The sequence below is a fragment of the Flavobacterium sp. B114r genome (assembly GCF_056824125.1).
The window spans coordinates 5,182,959-5,205,120 of sequence record NZ_CP124858.1; the positions used below are offsets into that span (position 1 = coordinate 5,182,959).

The 22,162-nt window shown below is 34.6% G+C and carries 9 protein-coding genes; all 9 read right to left on the reverse strand.

What is annotated here, in order from left to right:
* Positions 1-470 precede the first annotated feature (470 nt).
* Positions 471-2,456 carry an alpha-L-arabinofuranosidase C-terminal domain-containing protein gene (locus tag QLQ94_RS21595; RefSeq protein WP_482498492.1) on the reverse strand — a complete coding sequence of 662 codons (1,986 nt, stop codon included), beginning with the start codon at positions 2,454-2,456 and terminating at the stop codon, positions 471-473.
* A gap of 127 nt (positions 2,457-2,583) precedes the next feature.
* Complete coding sequence (locus QLQ94_RS21600; RefSeq protein ID WP_482498494.1) at positions 2,584-4,032, reverse strand: glycoside hydrolase family 28 protein; 1,449 nt, start codon at positions 4,030-4,032, stop codon at positions 2,584-2,586.
* A 235-nt stretch (positions 4,033-4,267) separates the two neighbouring features.
* Positions 4,268-5,827, reverse strand: coding sequence for a glycoside hydrolase family 28 protein (locus tag QLQ94_RS21605; RefSeq protein WP_427402770.1), 1,560 nt, complete (start codon positions 5,825-5,827; stop codon positions 4,268-4,270).
* A 219-nt stretch (positions 5,828-6,046) separates the two neighbouring features.
* Positions 6,047-7,684, reverse strand: a complete 1,638-nt coding sequence (locus QLQ94_RS21610; protein WP_271335984.1) for a sodium/sugar symporter — start codon at positions 7,682-7,684, stop codon at positions 6,047-6,049.
* A 244-nt stretch (positions 7,685-7,928) separates the two neighbouring features.
* Positions 7,929-9,074 carry an acyltransferase family protein gene (locus tag QLQ94_RS21615; protein WP_271335983.1) on the reverse strand — a complete coding sequence of 382 codons (1,146 nt, stop codon included), beginning with the start codon at positions 9,072-9,074 and terminating at the stop codon, positions 7,929-7,931.
* A gap of 187 nt (positions 9,075-9,261) precedes the next feature.
* Complete coding sequence (gene lacZ, locus QLQ94_RS21620) at positions 9,262-12,402, reverse strand: beta-galactosidase, LacZ type (protein WP_271335982.1); 3,141 nt, start codon at positions 12,400-12,402, stop codon at positions 9,262-9,264.
* 66 nt (positions 12,403-12,468) lie between these two features.
* The gene (locus QLQ94_RS21625; RefSeq protein ID WP_271335981.1) at positions 12,469-13,341 is read right to left on the reverse strand and encodes an inositol oxygenase family protein; all 873 of its coding nucleotides are present in this window, start codon (positions 13,339-13,341) and stop codon (positions 12,469-12,471) included.
* Between the two features lie 699 nt (positions 13,342-14,040).
* Entirely contained in the window at positions 14,041-17,712 is a 3,672-nt protein-coding gene (locus QLQ94_RS21630; RefSeq protein WP_482498497.1) for a hypothetical protein, read from the reverse strand.
* A gap of 407 nt (positions 17,713-18,119) precedes the next feature.
* Complete coding sequence (locus QLQ94_RS21635) at positions 18,120-22,160, reverse strand: hybrid sensor histidine kinase/response regulator transcription factor (protein WP_482498499.1); 4,041 nt, start codon at positions 22,158-22,160, stop codon at positions 18,120-18,122.
* Positions 22,161-22,162 lie beyond the last annotated feature (2 nt).

A 22,162-nucleotide genomic window follows, 5' to 3' on the forward strand; every position in this document is an offset into this window, starting at 1 on the left:
GTGTTAGCTCATTAACGTAAACCTATTGATTCTAATTAACTCAAGTAGGTTAGTTAATCTGTGTTGTCCCTACGGCAATGTCATTAAGGTAAGAGATTTTTCAATGCAGATTAACTATTTCTGTATCATTAACTCTATCAGAATCCGCAATCTTTTCATCTCAACAAAGAGACCCGAGCTATAGCGAACAGGCGAAGCAAATCAAACAAGAAACGCGACAAAGATTGACGAATAGCTGAACGGAAATAATAGTGTGATCTCTCCTTCGTCGAGATGACAAACTTTGTGTTTAAACTTTGCGGAGAATGGATTAAAATCCATCCCTACAATATATTTTGTTCCTCCGGAACTCTTTCTAAAATTTCATAGTAATGGGTTCTTTTGCAGCAACGGATTTTAATCCGTTGAAAAAAACAAAAGATTTGGTTATAACAATCTATTACATTACCAACAAAAAAATATCTTTATAATTATTTGATTTTCAATTTCAAAATATTCACAGAATAAGCAGGTAATCTCAATTGTGCTTTCTCTCCTTTCAATTTGTATTCGCTTTCTTTTGGGCTTATTTTTTTAGGGTCAGCAAATGTATTTTCATCTTCTAAATTTGGACTTGTCAATGTTATTAAATTTCCTGTAGACTCCAATTTACTTCCCTTTACATCAATGATAATATCCTGCACCACTGCTGCTGTGTTTACTACTTTTATGATCACTTCTTTGGTTTTAGTGTCTTTTACCGCAGAGGCATATAAGTTGTTTTGCCCTGTTAATGGTTTTCTGTCTTGGGTAATCGTTAATAAATCTGTTCCTTTATTGAGCGAAAACAACTTTTGCACATAATAATTGGCAGAGCCATAGGTTTCGAGATTATTGAACCAAATCATGTCCGGTGTCCATTGCCAGGCATCTTCATGCGCCATTAGCGGTGCATAAGAAGTTAAAGTAACGACCTCAGCATTTCGCTCTAATCCCGTCATAAAAGCAGCTTCAGAAAAAGCACATTCCCAATTATTCCTGTTATTGGGATTTGCACCTGAAACACTTTGTGCAGCATATTCGCCAGCAAATATTTTTGGTCCTTTTCTGTCGTATTGATCATAACGGGCCGCATTTTCTCTAAACCATTGGGGACTTTTATAATAATGCTCGTCTATGAGTTCTGCATCCAGTTTTTTAAGTTCCTGCATTGCGTAATCAAAATGTTCTCCATCCGGAGACGGACCGCTTCCTGAGACGATAATTATTTTTGGATATTTTGCTTTTATCGCTTTTTCAAAAACTTTGTATCTTTCAATATAATCGGATCCCCATTGTTCATTTCCAACACCAATATATTTTAGATTGAATGGTTTTGGATGTCCCATATCAGCACGCAATTTCCCCCATGGCGTATCAACTGTTCCATTCGCAAATTCAATCAAATCTAAAGCATCCTGTATATAAGGATCTAATTCTTCTATAGGTGCCAATTCTCCTGTATTGTATTGGCACGCCATTCCGCAGCTTAAAATAGGCAATGGTTCTGCGCCAATATCTTCAGAAAGCTGAAAATATTCATAAAATCCCAATCCAAAACTTTGAAAATAATCCGGCGTCTGTTTGTGTCCAAATTCGACATTCCAGCGGTTCATCATCGTTTTTCTGTTCTCTACTTCTCCTACTGATTTTTTCCATTGATAACGATCTGCCAGCGTCCTTCCTTCTACGATACAGCCACCAGGAAAACGTAAAAATCCCGGTTTCATATCATACAAAAGCTGAACAATATCTTTGCGCAAACCATTTTTTCTGTTTTTCCAGGTGTCTTCCGGAAACAACGAAACCATATCTAAATCGATGGTTCCAGTACCTTCAAAAGTTATTTTCAATTTGGCTTTTGCCTCGGTTTGAGCAGCAGTAAATTGTACGGTATAATTTTTCCATTCTTTTGATGACGGAATTATAACAGTTTCGCCCAACACTTTTTGCTCTTTATCAATAAACTGAATAATTATTTTTTTGATAGTTCCATCAGGATTAGCTGCCTTTAGGGAAAGATTGTATTTGGCGTCTTTCTTAATTCCCATTCCTCTAAATCCTTCATTGATGATAGCATATCCTTTATCGTCATTGATAAGAATACGGCAAAAGTTGGGATTGGTTTTATTTTCTGATACGTTAACAGGTGTTGCTGCACCGGAGTGCATATTCATAGAAGACCTTTTGGTATTGGGCTGCTCCCATCCCATTAATGGTTTATCAAACTCAAAAGAGCGGTTTTTAATCATTTCGGCATACAACCCTCCATCAGCGGCAAAATTGATGTCTTCAAAAAATAAACCAAACATTGTAGGTTGTATTTTGGCAACGGTCTTCGCAATATCAACTTCTAATGTTGTCTTTTGGGCATTTACATAAATATTGCTTAACAACAGCGTGCAAAGGACCAATTTTATAATAGTATTGTTCTTCATTTTATTATTTTGAATTGAATCTATTGAAATTAATTTTAACATATCGAAACATAGGCTATTGTAAACTTAAAAAAAGTATTTCACTTAGCTAATAATACACATATCTGGCTATTTGAAAAAAACGAGTTTATTTTTTACTCTTTTTTACCGCTTCTAACTTCTCAGGAAATGCTGATTGCCCTTCGAGATTATTAATGATTAACGCATCTACATTTTTACTTTCGACTGCATAAGTAAAATAATCCGGTTTATTTTTTCCCCATTCTACGGAACAGTTCTGCATTTTTATTTTTTCTGCCGAATCAAAATAAAAACCGGCGGTGCTTCCTTTTACAAAACCTTCTAAATCAGACGGACGACGATCATAAATACCGCCTTGATGCGGGGTTGTTTTATCAATAAAAACGCTGACATTATCAAACACAATATTTTTTATTTTGTCTTTTGATTCTGCACTTACATATACTCCATTTTCTCCTGTGCATTGAATATTGCTAAAATAGATGTTTTTTATTTCACCCACTTTTCCCTCAACAGCATCTTTTGGAAAACGCCAGTTTGCATCTTTATGATTTCCTTTTGCCCTGCGATATGCCGTAATATAGATAGGTTCTGCTTTTCCCCACCAGGTATCTGTGGTTAATTTTGCTTCGATAATTATATTCGAAAATAAAATGTCGCTTACGGTTCCTTCATCTCGATTTTGAATTCCTAATGCACGATTGCTGTTTTTAATGATGCAATTATTGAACACAACCTGTCTGATCGCATCCATATTTTCTGAACCAATTTTGATCGCACAGCTGCTGCTGGTCATAGTACAATTGGTAACGGTTATGTTTTCGCAAGCGCCAAATTCTTCAAATTCACGTCTGTTTTTCAGACAGATGCAATCATCGCCACTTTCGATATAACAATCGCTGATACGCACATTCTTGCAATGATCTAAATCGATACCATCGCTATTGCGGACTTTCAGACTATTGAGTAATGTAATACCACTAATGACAACATCATTACAGCCTACAAGGTGAATCGTCCAATAAGCAGAATTACCGATATGAACATCTCTAATCCTGATATTTTTTCCGCCAATAATAGTCAGCACATGCGGTCTTGGATCTAAGACTGTAAAAGGTTTCAAAACATAAGAATCTTCGAGTTCCTCTCCCATAAAAGAAATCCCGTTTCCGTCTATTTCTCCCGTTCCGCTAATGCTGAAATTTTCTACATTTTCGCCACCAATCCAGATGGTTCCTTCTCCGGGATTACTGCGAAATGCACTTTTGGTATATAGTTTTTCATCCGGACTTGCCAATAATTTAGCGCCTGCTTCCAGATGAACATCAATCCCTGATTTTACATTAATTGGTCCTGCCAAAAAAGTAAATGGTGCGGGTATTAATACTCTTCCACCTGTTTTACTACAGGCATCTATTGCTTTTTGAATTGCCGCCGCATCATTGGTTTTTCCATCTCCTTTGGCTCCGTATTTTTTTATATTATAGACCTTTTGTGCTGAAGCGGTCAAGGAAAGACAAAAAAGTATTATAGCGATTATAAGTTTCTTTATCATTTTATTTTTTTATTAAAAGATTGCTTTAAAACGAACGCATGGACATCAGTCTAAAATAAACACGTATTTTACTAATTGTCACTAATTACTTTATGAAATTAATTTCACAAAGTAGGTTAACGTAATTGAAATTTGCGCGAATTAGTCGAAGCAAATCCATGTTTATAATTGATTCATACTATTCGTGTCTACACGGCAGACTCTAAAATTACTTTGTGAGTTTTGGTAATTAAATTTATTTTGATGGCAAGACAAACGTATTTTGTTCGGGTTCTATTTTTCTTTTTAAAGCCGCAGCATCCAGATTATCAGAGCGAACATCCTTAAAAATAATTTGATTCGTTTTGTCCGAAGGCACATTTACATCCCTCATAACAAGTCCGTTTACATCATCAAAAACAAAAGCCGGACGGAAATCTTCTTTTTCGAGAGTCACTTTTATATTTTTCATTACGATTCCGTTTACGTGTCGAACATAAAATCCCCATGAAGGCAATTCTCCAAACATGGTAAATTCCGGATACCCTTTTATATTTTCCAATACATCTTTTAATCGGGTCAAAGGCAGATACGCCATTCCTTTTGAAGCTCTTCCGGGATATGTAATTTCGATATTTTCGAGAGTTACATTTTCGATAGGATATCCCGGGATTCCGGCAATCGAAGAAGGGAATGGATTATGGAAATAATCTACTTCGGGTCCGCGTAAATCATAATCGATATCCGGGCGTCCGAAAGGAATTTGGGCTTTTACGTTTTTTATCGAAACATTTTTAATATAACCCGGTTTGTCTCCGTTTCTATGGCCTAACCTGATCAATATCGCATTTCCTGTATTTACGGCAGTAATATTCGAAACGGTAATGTTCTCAATTTCGGCACCATCAACAGATTCTATAGCAATGGCCGACCTGAAAGTATCAAAAACCTGAATGTTTTCTATTGTTACATTTTTGAAACTCCCATACGAACCTGTTCCAAATTTAACGGCATTGGCACTCGATCTGATCGTGCAGTTGGCGATATAAATGTTATTGTTCTGCAATCCCGGAGAATCTGATTTCAGACAAATTCCATCATCAGCAGAATTGACGTCACAATTTGTAATTCTTACGTTCTCACATCCGTCAATATCAATTCCGTCATTGTTCCAATACGCTCTGCTGTCAACTTTTATTCCATCGACCACGATATTACTGCTTTGCTCAAAACACTGTACCCAACCTGAACTGTTTTTTAGTGTAATAAGTTTCATTGTGATAGAATCGCATTTTACGAAAGAAACCAATTTTCCTCTTCCGTCTCCGGGACGCAGTCTTCTGTAATTATAACTGGCATCTATTTTTACTCCTGTATGGTGCAGACTGTCCACTGCCAGAGCCAGTTCCCTGCCCTGTCCATCAATAATTCCTTTTCCTGTAACAGCAATATTTTTTGCCGTATGAGCCAGAACCAAAGCTCGTACTCCTTCTAATTTTGGATAATCATTAGGGTCTGTACTTCCTAACAAAACTGCGCCTTCTTCAAAAAATAATTCGACATTACTTTTTATTATGATGCTGCCTGATAAAAATTTTCCTTTTGAAAAAACAACTCTTCCTCCTTTATTTTTATTAGCCGCATCAATCGCTTTTTGAATTGCTTTTGTATTTAATGTCTTTCCATCGGCAACAGCTCCAAAAGCAGTTACTAAATAGTCTTTTCTTTTTCCGGCATGCATTTCAACATTAAAACTGAGCTGTAAAAGAAAAAGTAAAACGATACAACTTCTGAAAATCTTTTTATTATTATTCATAATGCTTTGTTATTTAATAAACGCTTTGAGACGTATTACATAAAAATTTTATTAAACACACAGAAATATATAATTTAAGTATAAATATGAATACAAAAAGAAATATATTTCTTCTAAACAGCTCATTTTATGTATTTTAAACAATTGAAATACCTTTTTTAAGTCTACAAAAAATCTATGTTTCTATGTGTTGAAAACAGGTTAATTATTAATTTAAAATTACCAAAAGACGGTATATAATGCTATTAATACACCGCTGATAATAAATGATCCAATAATAAACTCTGAGGAAACCCTGAACATTGATTTATCAATTTCGATTTTTAATGTTTCCTGTTGTTCTTTAGTTTCAGGGTTTAATAGGCTAATTGCAACCATTATCAATACGATTAAAAAAAACGAGATGGTCATTCTGTCTAAAAAAGGATAATCCGGAAAAGCACCATTTGTCCATACCGGCAGGAATTTTAATACTGCTGCTAAAGGTACGGTCAGCAATGCCCCCGCAAGTCCGGCTGAAGGCGTTGTTTTCTTCCAGAACATTCCCAATAAAAAAATAGCCAAAACTCCCGGCGAAAAGAAACCAACATACTCTTGTATGAATTGATAAGCCTGATCTAATGATTTTAATGCCGGAGCAACAATTGCAGCAATAAACATGGCGATTATCACGACCCATCTTCCGGTAAGGACTAATTTTCTTTCTGAAGCATTTTTATTGAAATACTTTTTATAAATATCTAAAGAAAAAATCGTCGAAATACTATTTGCTTTTCCTGCTAACGAAGCTACGATTGCTGCGGTTAATGCGGCTAGGGCAACTCCTTTTAATCCCGCCGGTAATAAATTCATTAAAGTTGGATAAGCCTGATCCGGTTTTAAAACTCCTGCGGCATCTACCATTTCTTTTTGAAACATACCGTTTTGATGCATTACATACATAGCAATCCCCGGCAAAACAGCTATAATAGGCACTAATAATTTCAAAAAAGCAGCAAATAAAATTCCTTTACGGGCTGTTTTTAAATCGGCTCCCAAGGCGCGCTGAACAATATACTGATTACAGCCCCAATAGGCCAGATTATTGATTAGCATACCTCCTACAAGTACAGAGATTCCAGGAAGTTCAGCATAATGAGGGTTTGATTTGTCAAGGATCATATGCAGGTGTCCCGGTGCTTCTTCTTTTAGAACCATGAGCCCTTTCAGGATATCTTTTCCAAAACCAAACTGCTCTGACAATAAGGTCAGGGACAAATAAGTGGTTACCAAACCTCCCATAATCAATACGATAACCTGAAACATATCTGTATATCCTATGACTTTCATTCCTCCTAGTGTAACGATTATAGAGAATAAACTTAATCCGATAACACAAAATTGAAAGCTGACGGGTGCGATTGATGAGATGGCCAAAGCACCTAAATAAATGATCGAGGTAAGATTTACAAATACATAAATCAACAGCCAGATTATGGCCATAATGGTACTCACTGTATCGCTATATCTTTTTGCCAAAAATTGCGGCATCGTAAATATCTTATTTTTAAGATAAACGGGTAAGATGAATATCGCGACAACGATTAATGTGGCAGCCGCCATCCATTCATAAGACGCAATCGCCAGCCCAATCGCAAAACCGGAACCGCTCATTCCTATAAAATGTTCAGCCGAAATATTAGAAGCAATCAGGGAGGCACCAATTGCCCACCAGGTAAGAGAACCTTCGGCAAGGAAATATTCGTTAGAACTCGTTGTTGCATTTTTCTTGCTTCGGTAAATATACATTCCGTAACTCGAGACCAGTACGAAATAGATAAAGAAAACAATGTAATCTGCGGTTTGTAATGCATTCATAATGGTGTGGTTATTTTTGGTTAGTCAGTAAAGTGCATTCTAAAATGTGTATGTTTTTAAACAAGTGCAAAGCTTAAAATAAGTCAGTCTTCCTATTATTCTTAACCCCCTCTTTTCTCTTTATTCTTTCCTCTCTTTCTATAATATATTCTCTTCATTCTATTCTCATCATTCTATTCTCATCATTCTATTCTCATCATTCTATTCTCTTTATTCTATACTCTTCATTCTATACTCTTTCCTCTCAAACTTTCAAAAACCATCTCCTCTTATACAAAAAATAAAGCAAAACAAGCTGCACTACTGTTACGGACAAAGCTGTAAAAACGGGTTGCCAAAGGAGAGGAAAGAACTTGATGATTCCTCCAAATACAAAATCGGCTGTATATTTAAAATCTACCAAGCCTTCTGCTGCTATATAAATCAAAATCGAATTTGAACCGATTAACAGTAAAGGGAATGCCCATTTATGAAATCCCAAAATATCAATTGTCAGATAGAAAAAAGTAAAAAACAAAATACTAAATCCACCTACAAAACATACAAAAGAGCTTGTCCATAAATGTTTATTAATCGGGAAATCATAATCCCAAATAATTCCTATTAGGATCAAAACAATTGCCGAAGCAACCATGACAGTTAATTTATTCTTTCGTGAAAAGTAGTTATCCGTCTTTAAAAATGTGCCTGAAAAAACACCCAACAAAGCCGTCGCAATTGCTGGTATTGTCGAAAACAAACCTTCAGGATCATATACTGTGCTGTGCAATCTTCCCGGCAAAAACAAACGATCAATATAGCCTTCTAAGGAACCTTCTTTGGTCAAAATACCTGCTCCAAAATCAGGAACAGGAATAAATTTCATTGTCAGATAATATCCTGCCAGAATACCTGTAAACCATATCAGTTGTTTTTTTAAATCAAAATTCAAATAGATCATACCTGCAAAAAACCAGGCAAGTCCAATGCGCCCCAATACACTGGCAAAACGGGTTTGATCAAACCCGTCAAAACGCAATAAGCCGTTGACAACAAATCCTAAAAACAATAATATAGAAGTTCGTTTTAGCATCGATCTGTATATTTTCTGTTTTTCTTTTGTTGGCAGTTCTCTTGGCGTTTTTACACCTGCCAGATTCATTTTCTTTTCGAAAGAATACGGCATAGAAACCCCGGCAACAAATAAAAAGATGGGAAAGATCATATCATAAAACGTAATCCCATTCCACTCTGCGTGGTGCAATTGCGACGACATCCAGATAAAAACGGGAATTGGTACAGCCTTCGCCAGCGCGTGCATGATATGTTCTCCGCTCATAATCCAAAACATAACAAACCCTCTCAGAGCATCCAGAGAAACCAATCTTTCACTTGCAATAGTTTTATTCATATTGTACTTATTTAAAAGCATATTTATCCTGTTGAGCCTCTTTTGTGAGATCAAAATTTTATAATTATTTCCTTTTATGGTATAGATGATGCATCAATACAATTCGCTAAAAAAGCAATTGTATGACTACAGAAATTTGAAAATTAAAAGCAGCAACAGGTACTTTACTGCTTTTAATTGTCCTTTATTACTTTGGTTCTATTGGCTTTATGACAAAGCCGTAACTGTATTCATTTTGTTTTAGTAAATACTGTTCGTGTGGATATTCGCCCCAACTGTTGTCTCCACCTAAACCCCGTTGTGCCAGATCAACACAAACAACAACTTCATTTCTTGGTGTAATATCACTTGAATGCATGTTCTTTTTTGTTAGTCCCGCATCAAAATCACTTGGATAATTATTCAAAGTACTCATTCCTAAAGGCTGTAATCCTTTTATTTCTAAACCTTTTCCGTTTTGATTTGAAAGTTTGAACCAACGGATATCTGTTTTATATCCGTTTTCCTGAGGACGAGTATAAGGAACATATTGATCGGCCACTTTACTTGTATAAATTCCTTTCAGTGACGAATCATTTCTATCTGAATAATTTTCCCAAGGTCCTCTTCCGTAATAATCCAGATTTTCGAGCGTATTTTTAAGAACGAAAATCATCCCGAAACGTGGCATATCCGGCACCGGATTAATTCCTTTTTTATAAGAAGGAACTATTTCTAAAGCGCCGTCACTACCCAAAGAATATTTGATCGTATAATCAGAAGCAATATCGTTAAGCTTCATTTTTGCACTAACATATTTTTTTCCGTTTTCTTCAATCATCTGAATATTTTCTAAACTGCTGTTTTTTCCGGCTGTTCGCCACACATTCGCTTTTACATTCATCTTATTTCCGTAATCATTATCTGTTGGAGCTCTCCAGAAATTAGGTTCCGGATATTGTTTAAAATATTCCTCTCCATTGAAACTATAATACGAAATCAAACCTGTCGCCTTGCTGATCTTCACGATAACATTGGTTGTACTCAAGATAAATTCATTTTTCTCCTCCTGAACTTTTGATGAAGAAGCGGTTGTTTTTTCAAAATAATTATCCCCATCCAAAACAAATTGTTCTTTAGCAATTGCAAAATTTTGAGGCAAAACTTCTGAACCAATTTTAGTATAAGCAAAAACATTAAGTAAATATTCTACTCCTTGTTTTGACTGCAATTTTGGTAAATTAAGTTTAAATTGTTTTTTTGATTTCGGATCTAAAGCGACATCAATTGTGCCCTCTTTTATAACGTTTCCGTTTTCTAAAACCTGATATTTAAAATTGTACTGATTCAGATTCGTAAATCCAAAATCGTTTATGATATCGATTACTCCATTCTTGATATCAACGGCTTCAAACAAAATATCCTGATATACTTTTTTTACTTCAAATGCTCCGGGATGCGGTGTTCGATCCGGCCAGACTAATCCGTTATGGCAAAAATTCTCGTCGTTGGTGTAATTCTGACTTCCCATATCTCCTCCATAAGACCAGTAATTACGTCCCGCTTCATCTTTTACCAGAAATCCCTGATCTACCCAATCCCAAATAAATCCGCCCTGCATGTTTTTACTGCTTCGAATAATATCCCAGTATTCCTGAAAATTACCGTTGCTGTTTCCCATGGCATGCGAGTACTCGCACATAATAAACGGACGGGTAACTTCTTTGCGTGCCGCATATTCTTTCATGTAGGCAATTGTTGGGTACATGGGACACACAATATCTGTGTTTTCATTTTCTCTTGCCTGCTCGAACTGTACCAAACGGGTGTTATCTCTCTTTTTGATCCATTTATAAGCTTCATGAAAAACGGGTCCGTTGGCACATTCGTTTCCTAAAGACCAAAGTATTACCGATGGTGCATTTTTGTCTCTTTCTACCAGACTGTAAATTCGGTCTAAATGTGCTTCTCGCCATTCCGGAAGATAAGCAGGATGTGTTTTGGGATTCATAAAACTTTGTCCCTCTACTCCCATTCCATGACTTTCAATATTGGCTTCGTCTACTAAAAACAAACCGTATTTATTACACAATTTTACCCAAAGGATATTGTTTGGATAATGACTACAGCGTACTGAATTGATATTCAACTGTTTCATCAGCTTAATATCTTTCATCATCGTGGCTTCATCCTGATAATGTCCTGTTACAGGATTATGCTCATGAATATTCACGCCGTGCACCATCAATCTTACACCGTTTACCAGTAATTGCCCTCCTTTTAGTTCTACTTTTCTAAAACCTATTTGAGTAGCTACTGTTTCGATTATATCTCCTTTTTCATCTTTTAAGGTTAACAGTAATGTGTATAAATTAGGCGTTTCACTGCTCCATAATTTGGGGTTTGATACCTTTTGCCCAAAATTGACTGTTTGAATTGTATTGCCTTCAAAATTTACTTTTACATCTTTAACAAATATATTTTTACCGGAAGCATCTACCAGTTTTGCTTCTAATTGTTGATTGTTTACGGCTTTTGACGTCAGATTTTTTAGAGTAACTTCTACATTTAAGCTTCCGTTTTTATACTTAGCATCTAAATCAGGTTTCGCAAAAAAATCAGCAATTCTGGTATCATTTGTACTATATAAATAAACATCTCTGTCTATGCCGGAAAGTCTCCAGAAATCCTGATCCTCGAGATAAGATCCATCGCTCCATCTGTACACTTCAACAGCCAGGCTATTATTTCCGGTTTTTAGGTATTTCGTAATATCAAATTCTGCCGGACTTTTTGTGTTTTCCGTATACCCTACTTTTTCTCCGTTTACCCAAATGTACATTGCTGATGTTCCTGCTTCAAAATGAAGATAAACATGGCGATTTTTCCAGTTTTCCGGTACTACAAAATCTTTTTTATAAGAACCAACCGGATTATCTGAATGATTTATAAATGGCGGGTTCCTCTCAAAAGGATACGTAATATTGGTGTAAATGGGCACTCCATAACCGTTTAATTCCCAGTTTGAAGGCACTTGCAATTCTTTCCAGTGTAAAGTACTGTAATCTTGCTTATAAAAATCTTTTGGACGCTGATCGGGTGTTGGCGACCAGGAGAATTTCCATTTTCCATTCAATGAAAAATACCACGGCGAATTACTGTACTGATCCATTATTGCAGACTTTTCATCTGCATAAGGAAGAAATGCCGCTCGTGCCGGTTCTCTGTTGATTTGAAATACTTCCGGGTTTTCCCAATCGTTTCTCTCTTTTTTATCCTGCCCAAAAACTGTCGTTCCGTAAATTACAAACAGGCTTAATAAAAGTATTGTGGTTTTGATTTTCTGCATTTATTACTGGTTTAGGTATCTTTAGATTGAAAGATTTATAAAATTCAAAAAATAAGCAATCTTGGTTTAAAACTTCATTTTCTCCGGCAAATATTTAGCGACTAATTCTTTATAATACGGCAATAATGCTTTTACATCTGGTTTTACGGGTGCCTTTGTATATAAATCGTAAGGATTGAATTTGCGTACCCAGTCAAACATTTCTACATCTTTCTCATTCATCAAATGGGCATAGGCATTTTCTTTGTGCTGTGAATAAAACGAGTGATAACGAATCATATATAAGGCAGGATCCGGCAGATAATCTTTCATAATCTGATACAGATATTCATCGTGTCCCCAGCTCATTTTTACTTTATCAAGTCCGCAATTTTCAGCATAAACACCAAATTTAGTATTAAATCTTTCATCTGTAAAATCTGGATTTTCTGAAAAAAATTCAGGGTATACAATTTTATCCGAGTAAGAACAACCTACCGGAAATGTATCGCCAACAACTGCCCATTGAGGTTCGCCAAACAAACATAAAATCTTTCCTAAATCATGTATAAAACCGGTCAGTACAAACCAATCCGGATGACCATCTGCCCTGATAGCTTCAGAAGTTTGTAAAAGGTGTTGCGTCTGGTCTAAATCAATATCAGGATCACTGTCGTCTACAAGTGTATTTAGAAAATCAACGGCTTCCCAAATCGACATTTCTTTTTTATTAAACTGTAAAAATTCAGCTTCTTTACTGCATACAAAATCGTAAGTCTGATAGGTATGATTTATTCTGTAAAATTCCTTAACGGTTTCTACTCTCTCTGAATCGACATAATTTCTAAACTCGTCTTTTTCTTTTACGGGTTCAGAAGGATCCGGATATCGTACTAACAAATCGTCTTCCCATTCATCCAGATTATGCAACGGATTATTACTGTCTAGTGGCTTTTTCATAAGATCTAAAATTAAATGTTACCTGACAAAAATAGCCTTATCATTAGAGAACAAAATGGACTAATACATCAAAAACATGGATAGATTTTAAATTTATGTGATTTTTTTAATAACAAAACATTAAGTAACCAATTCTTTTTCAAACACATAAAGATCTCCTGTTGATTTAGGGCTAATTATCAAATAAATAATTGCCATCTATCTCAGCTGAGAAATATAATTTAAATAAAACCTGAATATTGGGACAACAAAGCTGTTGTTTTTTGGCTAAAGCCAATTTATCTTTCATACTAATTTACCTCCAGCTAAAGCAGGAGGCAATTCAAAGAGAATTATCAATTATCAAAATAAAATGGATCGATTTTGACACGAATTTCACGAATTTTCACGAATTAAATTTGTCATAATGGTAAAATTCAGAATAATTACAATTCGCGAAAATTCGTGAAATTCGTGGCTAAAAACACCTAACCAAGACGCACTGCTGTGCGCCTCTACGATCAAAAATGTGAATATCTCGCAACAAATCATAAAAATACATAACAATTAAAATTCGCGAAGATTCGTGAAATTCGTGGCTAAAAAAAACACATAACCAAGACGCACTGCTGTGCGCCTCTACGGTATAAAAATTTCAAAATTTACTTCAATTAAATTCATCCAATTCGTGGCAAAAAAATAATTGAAACATTCTTTTTCCTAATCAAATCGCTCTTTGTATTTTTTGAATAAAGTATTCATTACCAGAAGCACAACTCCAACTCCTAATAAAACCAAGGCTCTGATTAGGAAATCTGCATTTGATAAATCGAAAAACATAAGTCGGATTACGCAAACACCTACTAAAGAAAGTGACACGTAACGGAAGTATTTCTCTTTAAGGATAATTCCGAGTATCAGTAATCCTAAAGATTCTAAAATCCAGAAGAATGTCAAGATTCCTTTGTCGAATGAGAGATATAAAAATAAACCAATGCTAAATGTAGCAGGATAAATTATAATACTGTTTCTGAACTGAAAATCTTCAATATACTTATAGATGATAAAAACGTATAATGCCAAAAGGGCAAATATGATCAGATAAACAAATTCAAATTTAGATTCGTAATACGTGAAACTAATAAAAGCCAAATGGAAATTTGCCAGTAAATAATACACGATACTGATTTCTTTTTTATCTCCAATTTTTTTATAATAAAGCCCCAGGTTTATTATAGCGGTTGTCGCCCAAAATACAGGAAGCCACTTGTGTTCTAACTGTGAGAACATAATGATCGAAAGCCAAATATTTATGACAATTTGATAATCTATTTTTAATGATTTTATAAACTCTTTTTTGTTCATCAGCAGTACTAAAACAACCAATAAAACAATACTGGAAAGTTGTAAAACCCAAGCTAACCACGTAAAATCATTTAGTTCTTTGATGCTGTAAAAAACAGATGTCATAATAGACAAAAGCCCAATAAGTATGACCGATTCCGGGACTAATTCTATTTTTTCATATAATATAAGACCAAAATTCAGGATGGCTAAAAGCATAAATAGTGGCGCTAAATAAACTACTTCTACCTGAATAAATAATAAAGCGATTACCCAAAGGTTTTGAATAATAGGTAAAAATGCAATAAACATTTTACCATCTTCTTTTTGGCTTTTTATTTGCAGGTAACTATAGCCCACAGATAATAAAACAGTAATTGCCTGTATCGCATATAAAATATTTTTGCTCACCGTATTTGCTTCGAAAGCAGCTAAATAAAGGCTTAGAAATATCCCTCCAATTAAAAGCACAAAAGAATAAATATTATAACGTTTAAATCTGTAAATTTTTTGAAAAATCCAAAAAGTAACTAATGCCAGACCTCCTAAATAAACAGGAATATAATCGAGCGAAATACAGGCAAATCCAAAAACCAGGGCGTTAAAAAGAATGAATTCAGAATTGATGACATTGAAATTTCCCCAGCCGGAAACAACAGCATTCGATTTGTTCCTGATTTTATCTGCAAATAATATATATATTTCAATTATTGATAGTCCAATGGCAATGAATCCAATTTCAGTATTGCTCAAAAATCGGGTATTATAGGCAAATAACGCGCTTCCAAATACCGAGAAAGCAAGACAAAAACCGTACAGCAAGATCTGGTTGTCCGTCGTAAGTGTTTTACGTTTGAACTGAATCCATAAAAACTCATGATTGAGTAAAGCGATAGCAAACCATCCAAAAATCTGGATAATAGTATAAGGCGCTAAATATTTATATGAAAGCGAAATTAATAATAGATTGATACCAATGATTCCGATAGTTTTGACAATCGAATCATCATTATACAATAATTTTACAAACCAGTTTAACGTTACTATAGTTACAATCCCTAAAGCAAAGACAATATCCAAATTAGATTTTGGCTCTGTGAGCGTTAACATTAATCCTGTGCCAATGGTGATGACTAAAAAAGTAAATCGTCCAAAATCGAATGTGTTTGTCTTGAATCTGAATCGTAAAAGACACCACAATAAAGCAATAAATAAAAGCGGGTAATAAAACGAAATTTCGATGGTATGGTACCAGCTTATAAAAAGCAATATGGAGAAAAATACGGAGAAAACCCCGTTTAAACTCAAATCTTTCTTGAAGAAGAAAACATCAATTTCAAGATATTCTTTTTTTACAGCACAAAAAACAGGAACCAGTAATGTTGCAAATGTCATAAAAATGACCGCTGCAAAAGAGTTCGTAATATGGATTTGCTCAAAAGACGGATTAATGTACAAAAGGAAAAAAACTAAGGCCACCAAACAGAAAACATGATTGATCGCTAAAAATATTTTATGCAATAAAATTTCTTTGCTTTTATAAACAACAAACAAACAAGCGATCACCAAAAGGTACAATCCGCAAACGATAATATCATAGCCTACCATCCAATCGTTCAGCATTATGATGCTTAAAGCAAAGAGTATAAACGAAACCATTCCGTCTAAATGATACAACCAGATAATCTTTTTCTTTCTGGCAAAAAGGGTTGCACAAAGACAAAGAACCGCGGCTGTAAATAGAACGAAAATTTTGATTTTGCTTCCGGTAGAATGCAATATCAAACCTAAAGCAAATAAAACCCAGTTAACAAGGTGCGTTATAAAAGCGATTCGGTCAAAACGAGTATTAGCATAAATACTGCGGTATTGCATGTACATACAACTTACTGAAACCAAAACAATACCAAGTATGGCAAAGATGTTTTCAGACGAACTTAAAACACTGGTTCCTTGTGTAAACCAAATGTCAAATATTATAAAGGCAGAAATAACAATCAATAAATGATATTCCCATTTTTCTTTATAAGATAAAATTATTCCTGCTGTTGCCGTTAATGAAGCCAATAAAAATGTAATTAATAATTTTTCAGGAATTACACATAAAATCAGAAAACTCAGTATCACGTGAAGGGATAAAAAAGTTTGCTGTTTTATGATGTAACCAATATATAAATTGATCCCAATTCCAATCCCGATGAGCGAATATGCGAGCGGAATATTATCTATAAAAGCAAGCGCCGGAATTTGTGAGGCACCAAAACAACCAAACAAAAACAAACTTGCTCCGGCACTGCGAAGCCAAAGTCCTGTCTTAAACCATTTTTCTTTTTTCTGCAGGAAATAATACGACCCCGCTAAAATTCCGGCATAAAGCCACAGAATCAAAATCCTGAACATTGGCGAGACTTTCATGGCAGTATAAATACTCAGGTAGCCAATCCCTAAAACCATAATGGCTGTTCCTAAAATTCCGGTCCAGTTTTCGGCAAATTGCTGCTCCAGTTTCTTGATTAAAATAGAGAAAGCGCTTTCTACATAAACTTCTTCCTCGTATTTCTGAGGTTCCGGCTGTTCTTCGATCTCATATAATTGCTGAGGACGAGTTTCTTGTATTTCAATATTTTCTACTGATTCCGGTGTTTTTATTTCCGCTATACTTTCTTTATTATCATTGATATAAATGGTTGGATTCTCGAAGCTCAACGCCAGTTTTTCGAGAGCTTCTTCATTGCCTGCATTTCTCTCATTTTGAACAGAATCCTCAACAATATTGAAATTATCAGGAATGATCGGAGGAAGAACTTCCTGTATTTGTTCAGGAATTTTTCCAATTTCCTCGATTTTTGATGCTATACTTTCGGCAACAAAATCAGGTTGTGTTATTTGTTTTTTGATTTCTTCCATCTCTTTTTTCAAAGAGTTGAAATCATCTTTATTTTTTCTACAGAGAGAATCTAAGTATTCGTTTTCCTTTTTTAGATTGGAAAAATTATTAAATAAGATCGCAATACAGGCAATTAATGCCAAAAGAATAAAATTCTCCATAGTTTAAATTTAGAATCGGCTAATGTAAGAATTATACTTTTAAATCAATTTTAAAAAATAAGTTTCTCATTTTATGCTCAATTTTTTGCGTTTACTGTTAAAATTCGGATATAATGTATTGAACACCATAATAGTTTACCAAGAATCGAACGAATTATCACGAATTTGATTATTGCAAATAATGTATTTAGGTTCGCCACGAATTACACGAATTTGATTTCTGTTAATTCGTGTAATTCGTGGCAAAAAACCGCTAGCATAAGACGCACTGCTGTGCGCCTCTACGGTATAAAATGTGCTCAAAATATATTGAACTCAATTTTAAATCTGCCACGAATTACACGAATTAACACGAATTAATTTGTGTTAATTCGTGCGATTCATGGCAAAAAATCATAGATTGACCATTAATTAATCAATTTACTAGGCGGAAAACCAAACTGTTTTTTGAAACATCTGCTGAAATACAAAGGATCATTAAATCCTACTAAATTGGTGACTTCAGAAACATTGTATTTTTTGGTTTTTAGAAGCTCTGCAGCTTTCTTCAAACGTATTGTCCTGATAAATTCATTTGGTGCCAAATCCGTCAGTTCCTTAATTTTCCGGTATAATTTAGAAGAGCTTACACCTAATTTATCGCATAAAAAATCTGTCGACAGATCGACTTCACTCAAATTATCATTGATTAGCGTTGTGATTTTACTCATAAATTCCTCATCAATTGGCGAATGCGTCAATAAACTTATTTTACTTTCGACTTCTCCGGAGAATTTTACTTTGAGTTCTAATCTTGATTTGATAATATTTTCAATGACCGTTTTTAGCAATAAAGGTTCAAAAGGTTTTACCAGATAACCATCAGCGCCCATATCATATCCTCTTACTTTATCTACATTTTCTGCCAATGCGGTTAATAAAACAACAGGAATATGACTGATAAATTCATCGTTTTTTAGTTCTTTACAAAATTCTAATCCGCTCATAACCGGCATCATGACATCTGCAACACATAAAATAGGTTTTATTTGTCGGCAGATTTTCAGTCCTTCTTCTCCGTTTTCGGCATCATAAACTTTATAATAATCAGAGAGATAATCGACCAGATACTTTCGAAGTTCAATGTTGTCTTCTATAACAAGTATTTTTTCTTTTAGCTCTGTGTTCTGAATAATCTTTTTTGCTGCTTTTTCAGGAATAAGCATGCTGAGATTATCATTTTTCAAAGCATATTCAAATACTTCTTTACTGTCGTAAGATTCCCGATCTATTGGAAGCTCGACTCTAAAAGTACTTCCCTTTCCCGGCGTACTTTCTACAGCTATACTCCCCTTGTGAAGTGCTACTAAAGATTTTACTAACGATAAACCAATTCCTGATCCTGTATTATTGGCTTTACTATTTGATGCCTGATAAAATCTTTTGAATATTTTTTCCTGACTTTTTAGAGGAATTCCAATACCATCATCGCTTACTTCTATTATCAATACGCTTTCAATGCCGGATTTTAACCTTAGACACAAATCTACATTTCCGTATTTATTAGTGAATTTTAAGGCATTAGATAAAAGATTATAAAGGATCTTATCGTATTTATCGTTATCGATCCAGCCGTTGATACTTTCAAGATCAGAAATAAAATTTAATTTAATTTTCTTGTTGTAGGCCATTTCTTTATACGAATCAAAGATGTTTTTTGAATAGACCAGAATATCTGTTTTCGAAACTTTAAGTTTTAATTCGCCTGACTGTGCTTTTCTAAAATCAAGTACCTGATTTACGAGATTTAAAAGTCTGCTGGCATTTTGATAAATCAGGTTGTACCTGCTTTTTTCATATTCGGTTGCATTACTGTTATTTTCATCCAATAATTGTTTGGCAGGGCCTAAAATAAGCGTTAGCGGAGTTCTTAACTCATGCGAAATGTTGGTAAAGAATCGTAGTTTTTCATTGTTGAGCTTAACATCGTGTTCTCTGTTTACTTTTTCAGTCAGCAATTCTTGTTTTAACCGGATGCGGTGTTTGATCTCTCTTCTTATAAAATAAAAAATACAGGAAAGTGCCAAAATAAAGAGTACAAAAGAAGTTGGCGTTAACCAAAAAGGCGGTAAAATCTTTATTTGATAGGATACCACTTTGCTCCAGTGCCCATCACTATTACTCGATTTTATTTTGAATACGTATTTGCCGGGATAAAGATTGGTATATTGAACGATTCTGGAGTTACTATTGGCTGTAACCCAATGTTTATCAAAACCTTCAAGCATATACTGAAACTTATTCAGCTTTTCATTTGCAAATGAAGGCGTTGAAAACTGAAGTGAAAAATTTCGGTTTTTGTAGTTCAGTTCTACTTCTTTACCATAGTTTAAATCTTTCAGAAGCGGAATCTGTCCATTGATTTCCATGTCGGGAAATACTTCTTCATTCTGAATTTTAAATTCGGTAATAACCGGTTCCGGCGACCATTTATTTCTTTTCATTGTATGGGGCGAAAAGGAAATAATACCATTTTTGCCTCCTAAATAAATAGTGGAATTATTGAAATTAAAAAAACCACCTGAGCTAAAAACATCTAATCTGTTACCACTATTGACATGATAAATATTGATGTCTTTCAGATCTGATTTGACCCAGGCAATGCTATTGTTATTGATGTTTAGCCATAAATTTCCGTTTACATCAGAAACCATATCAGTAATCCACTTTCCTGAAAGCTCTTTAAAATTGGTAATTGTTACGAAACTGTTCTTTTTAGCATCATAGAGACATAATCCAAAACGGGTCGAAGCCCAAATTCTTCCTTTGTTGTCGATAATAACATCGCTTACATTGTCTTCGTGCGGTAAAGCGTTTTCTTTTTTAGAAAGTGTTTTATACGTTTCTATTTTACCTGATGGGTAATTGTATCGTACAACGCCTGTTTCTGTGGCGAACCAGACATTATTTTTGCTGTCTTTTTCTATTGCATTAATCTGGAAACCGGGTAGTAATTTTCCTTTGTCTGCCAGAACTTCTAAGGTTTTAGTATTTAATATAATCGCACCTTCGCCAAAAGACCCTACCATAAGAGACTGCTCACTGATTTTGTTGAATGCAAATACGGGGGATGTATCAAAGCCAACGCTAATTTCTGTTGATGAATTAGTACTATAATTATAAACCAGTACATTACCATCCCAGAGACCACAATAAAAAATCCTGCCATCATCTGAGTAAATACTGGCAATATCTTTTGCTTTATTGTGGAGCGGTACAAACCCTTTGGCACTCGAAATAAAGAGTCCGTTATGACTTGTTACCACAATTACTTTCTCATCATAGGTTTTAGAAAAACCACGTATACGAGGTGCCTGATTGCCAATAAAACGCGATATATCTTTGTTGAGTGTAAACTGATTTTCGTATGGATCGTATTTATCTAATCCGTCTTCTGTCCCAATCCATAATACTCCCGAAGCATCAAAATACAATGCCGAAACTAAATTATCTACTATCGAGGTATCATCTGATAATACGGAATAATACCATTTATAATCACCGGTTTTAATATCTTCTAACTGCTTACAAACTAATAATCCACCTAAAGTTCCTACCCAATATTTACCATCCGGTGCCTGGGCAACAGACAAAAAGTACGGACCTAAACTGCCTCGGATTTCTTTGTTTTCGATGTATAAATTTATAAACTGATCGTTCTTTTTATCTAATTTATACAAACCTTCGCGAGTTCCTATAAAGATATCGGACTTGGCGTCTTCGTATATAAAATTGATATACGGATTTTTGACATTCGAATTAGGAACTGAGAGTGCATAATTATTTATTTTTACAATTGCTCCTTTGCTGTCTAAGGTTATTTTTGCAACTGATCCTTTCTCATAACTTCCAATCCAGATATTGCCTTTTTTGTCTTCAAAGATTTCTTTTACGTAGTCAAAACCTTTTATCGGAATTTTTTCGAATCTATTTTCTTTTAGGAAAAACATATAAACTCCTTTGGTTTTGGTTCCTACCCAGACTCTTTTAAATTTATCAACATGAACGGAACGAATCTCTTCTTCGGGCAGACTGTTTGGATTATTTTTTTGTTTTAAGAAAGTTACAAAAACCTGTGTATCCATTTTAAAAAGGGTGAGTCCTTTTCTGGTGCCTATCCACAAATGATTCGATGCTTCATCGAGTTCTAATGCCGTAATATCGTCGTTGTTTAATTTGTTTGTGCCTGATGCGGCACTCATATAATTTTTGAACTGATAACCATCAAAACGATTCAATCCTGAAAATGTTCCAAACCATAAAAACCCTTTTTTATCCTGCACAATATGTCTCACAGAATTATGAGATAAACCATTGTTGTCATTATAATGCGTGAATTTTATATTCTGCGAATTAGAATAAAAAAAAGCAATCAGACAAAACAGTAGGATATAAGGATTCGGTTTCATGA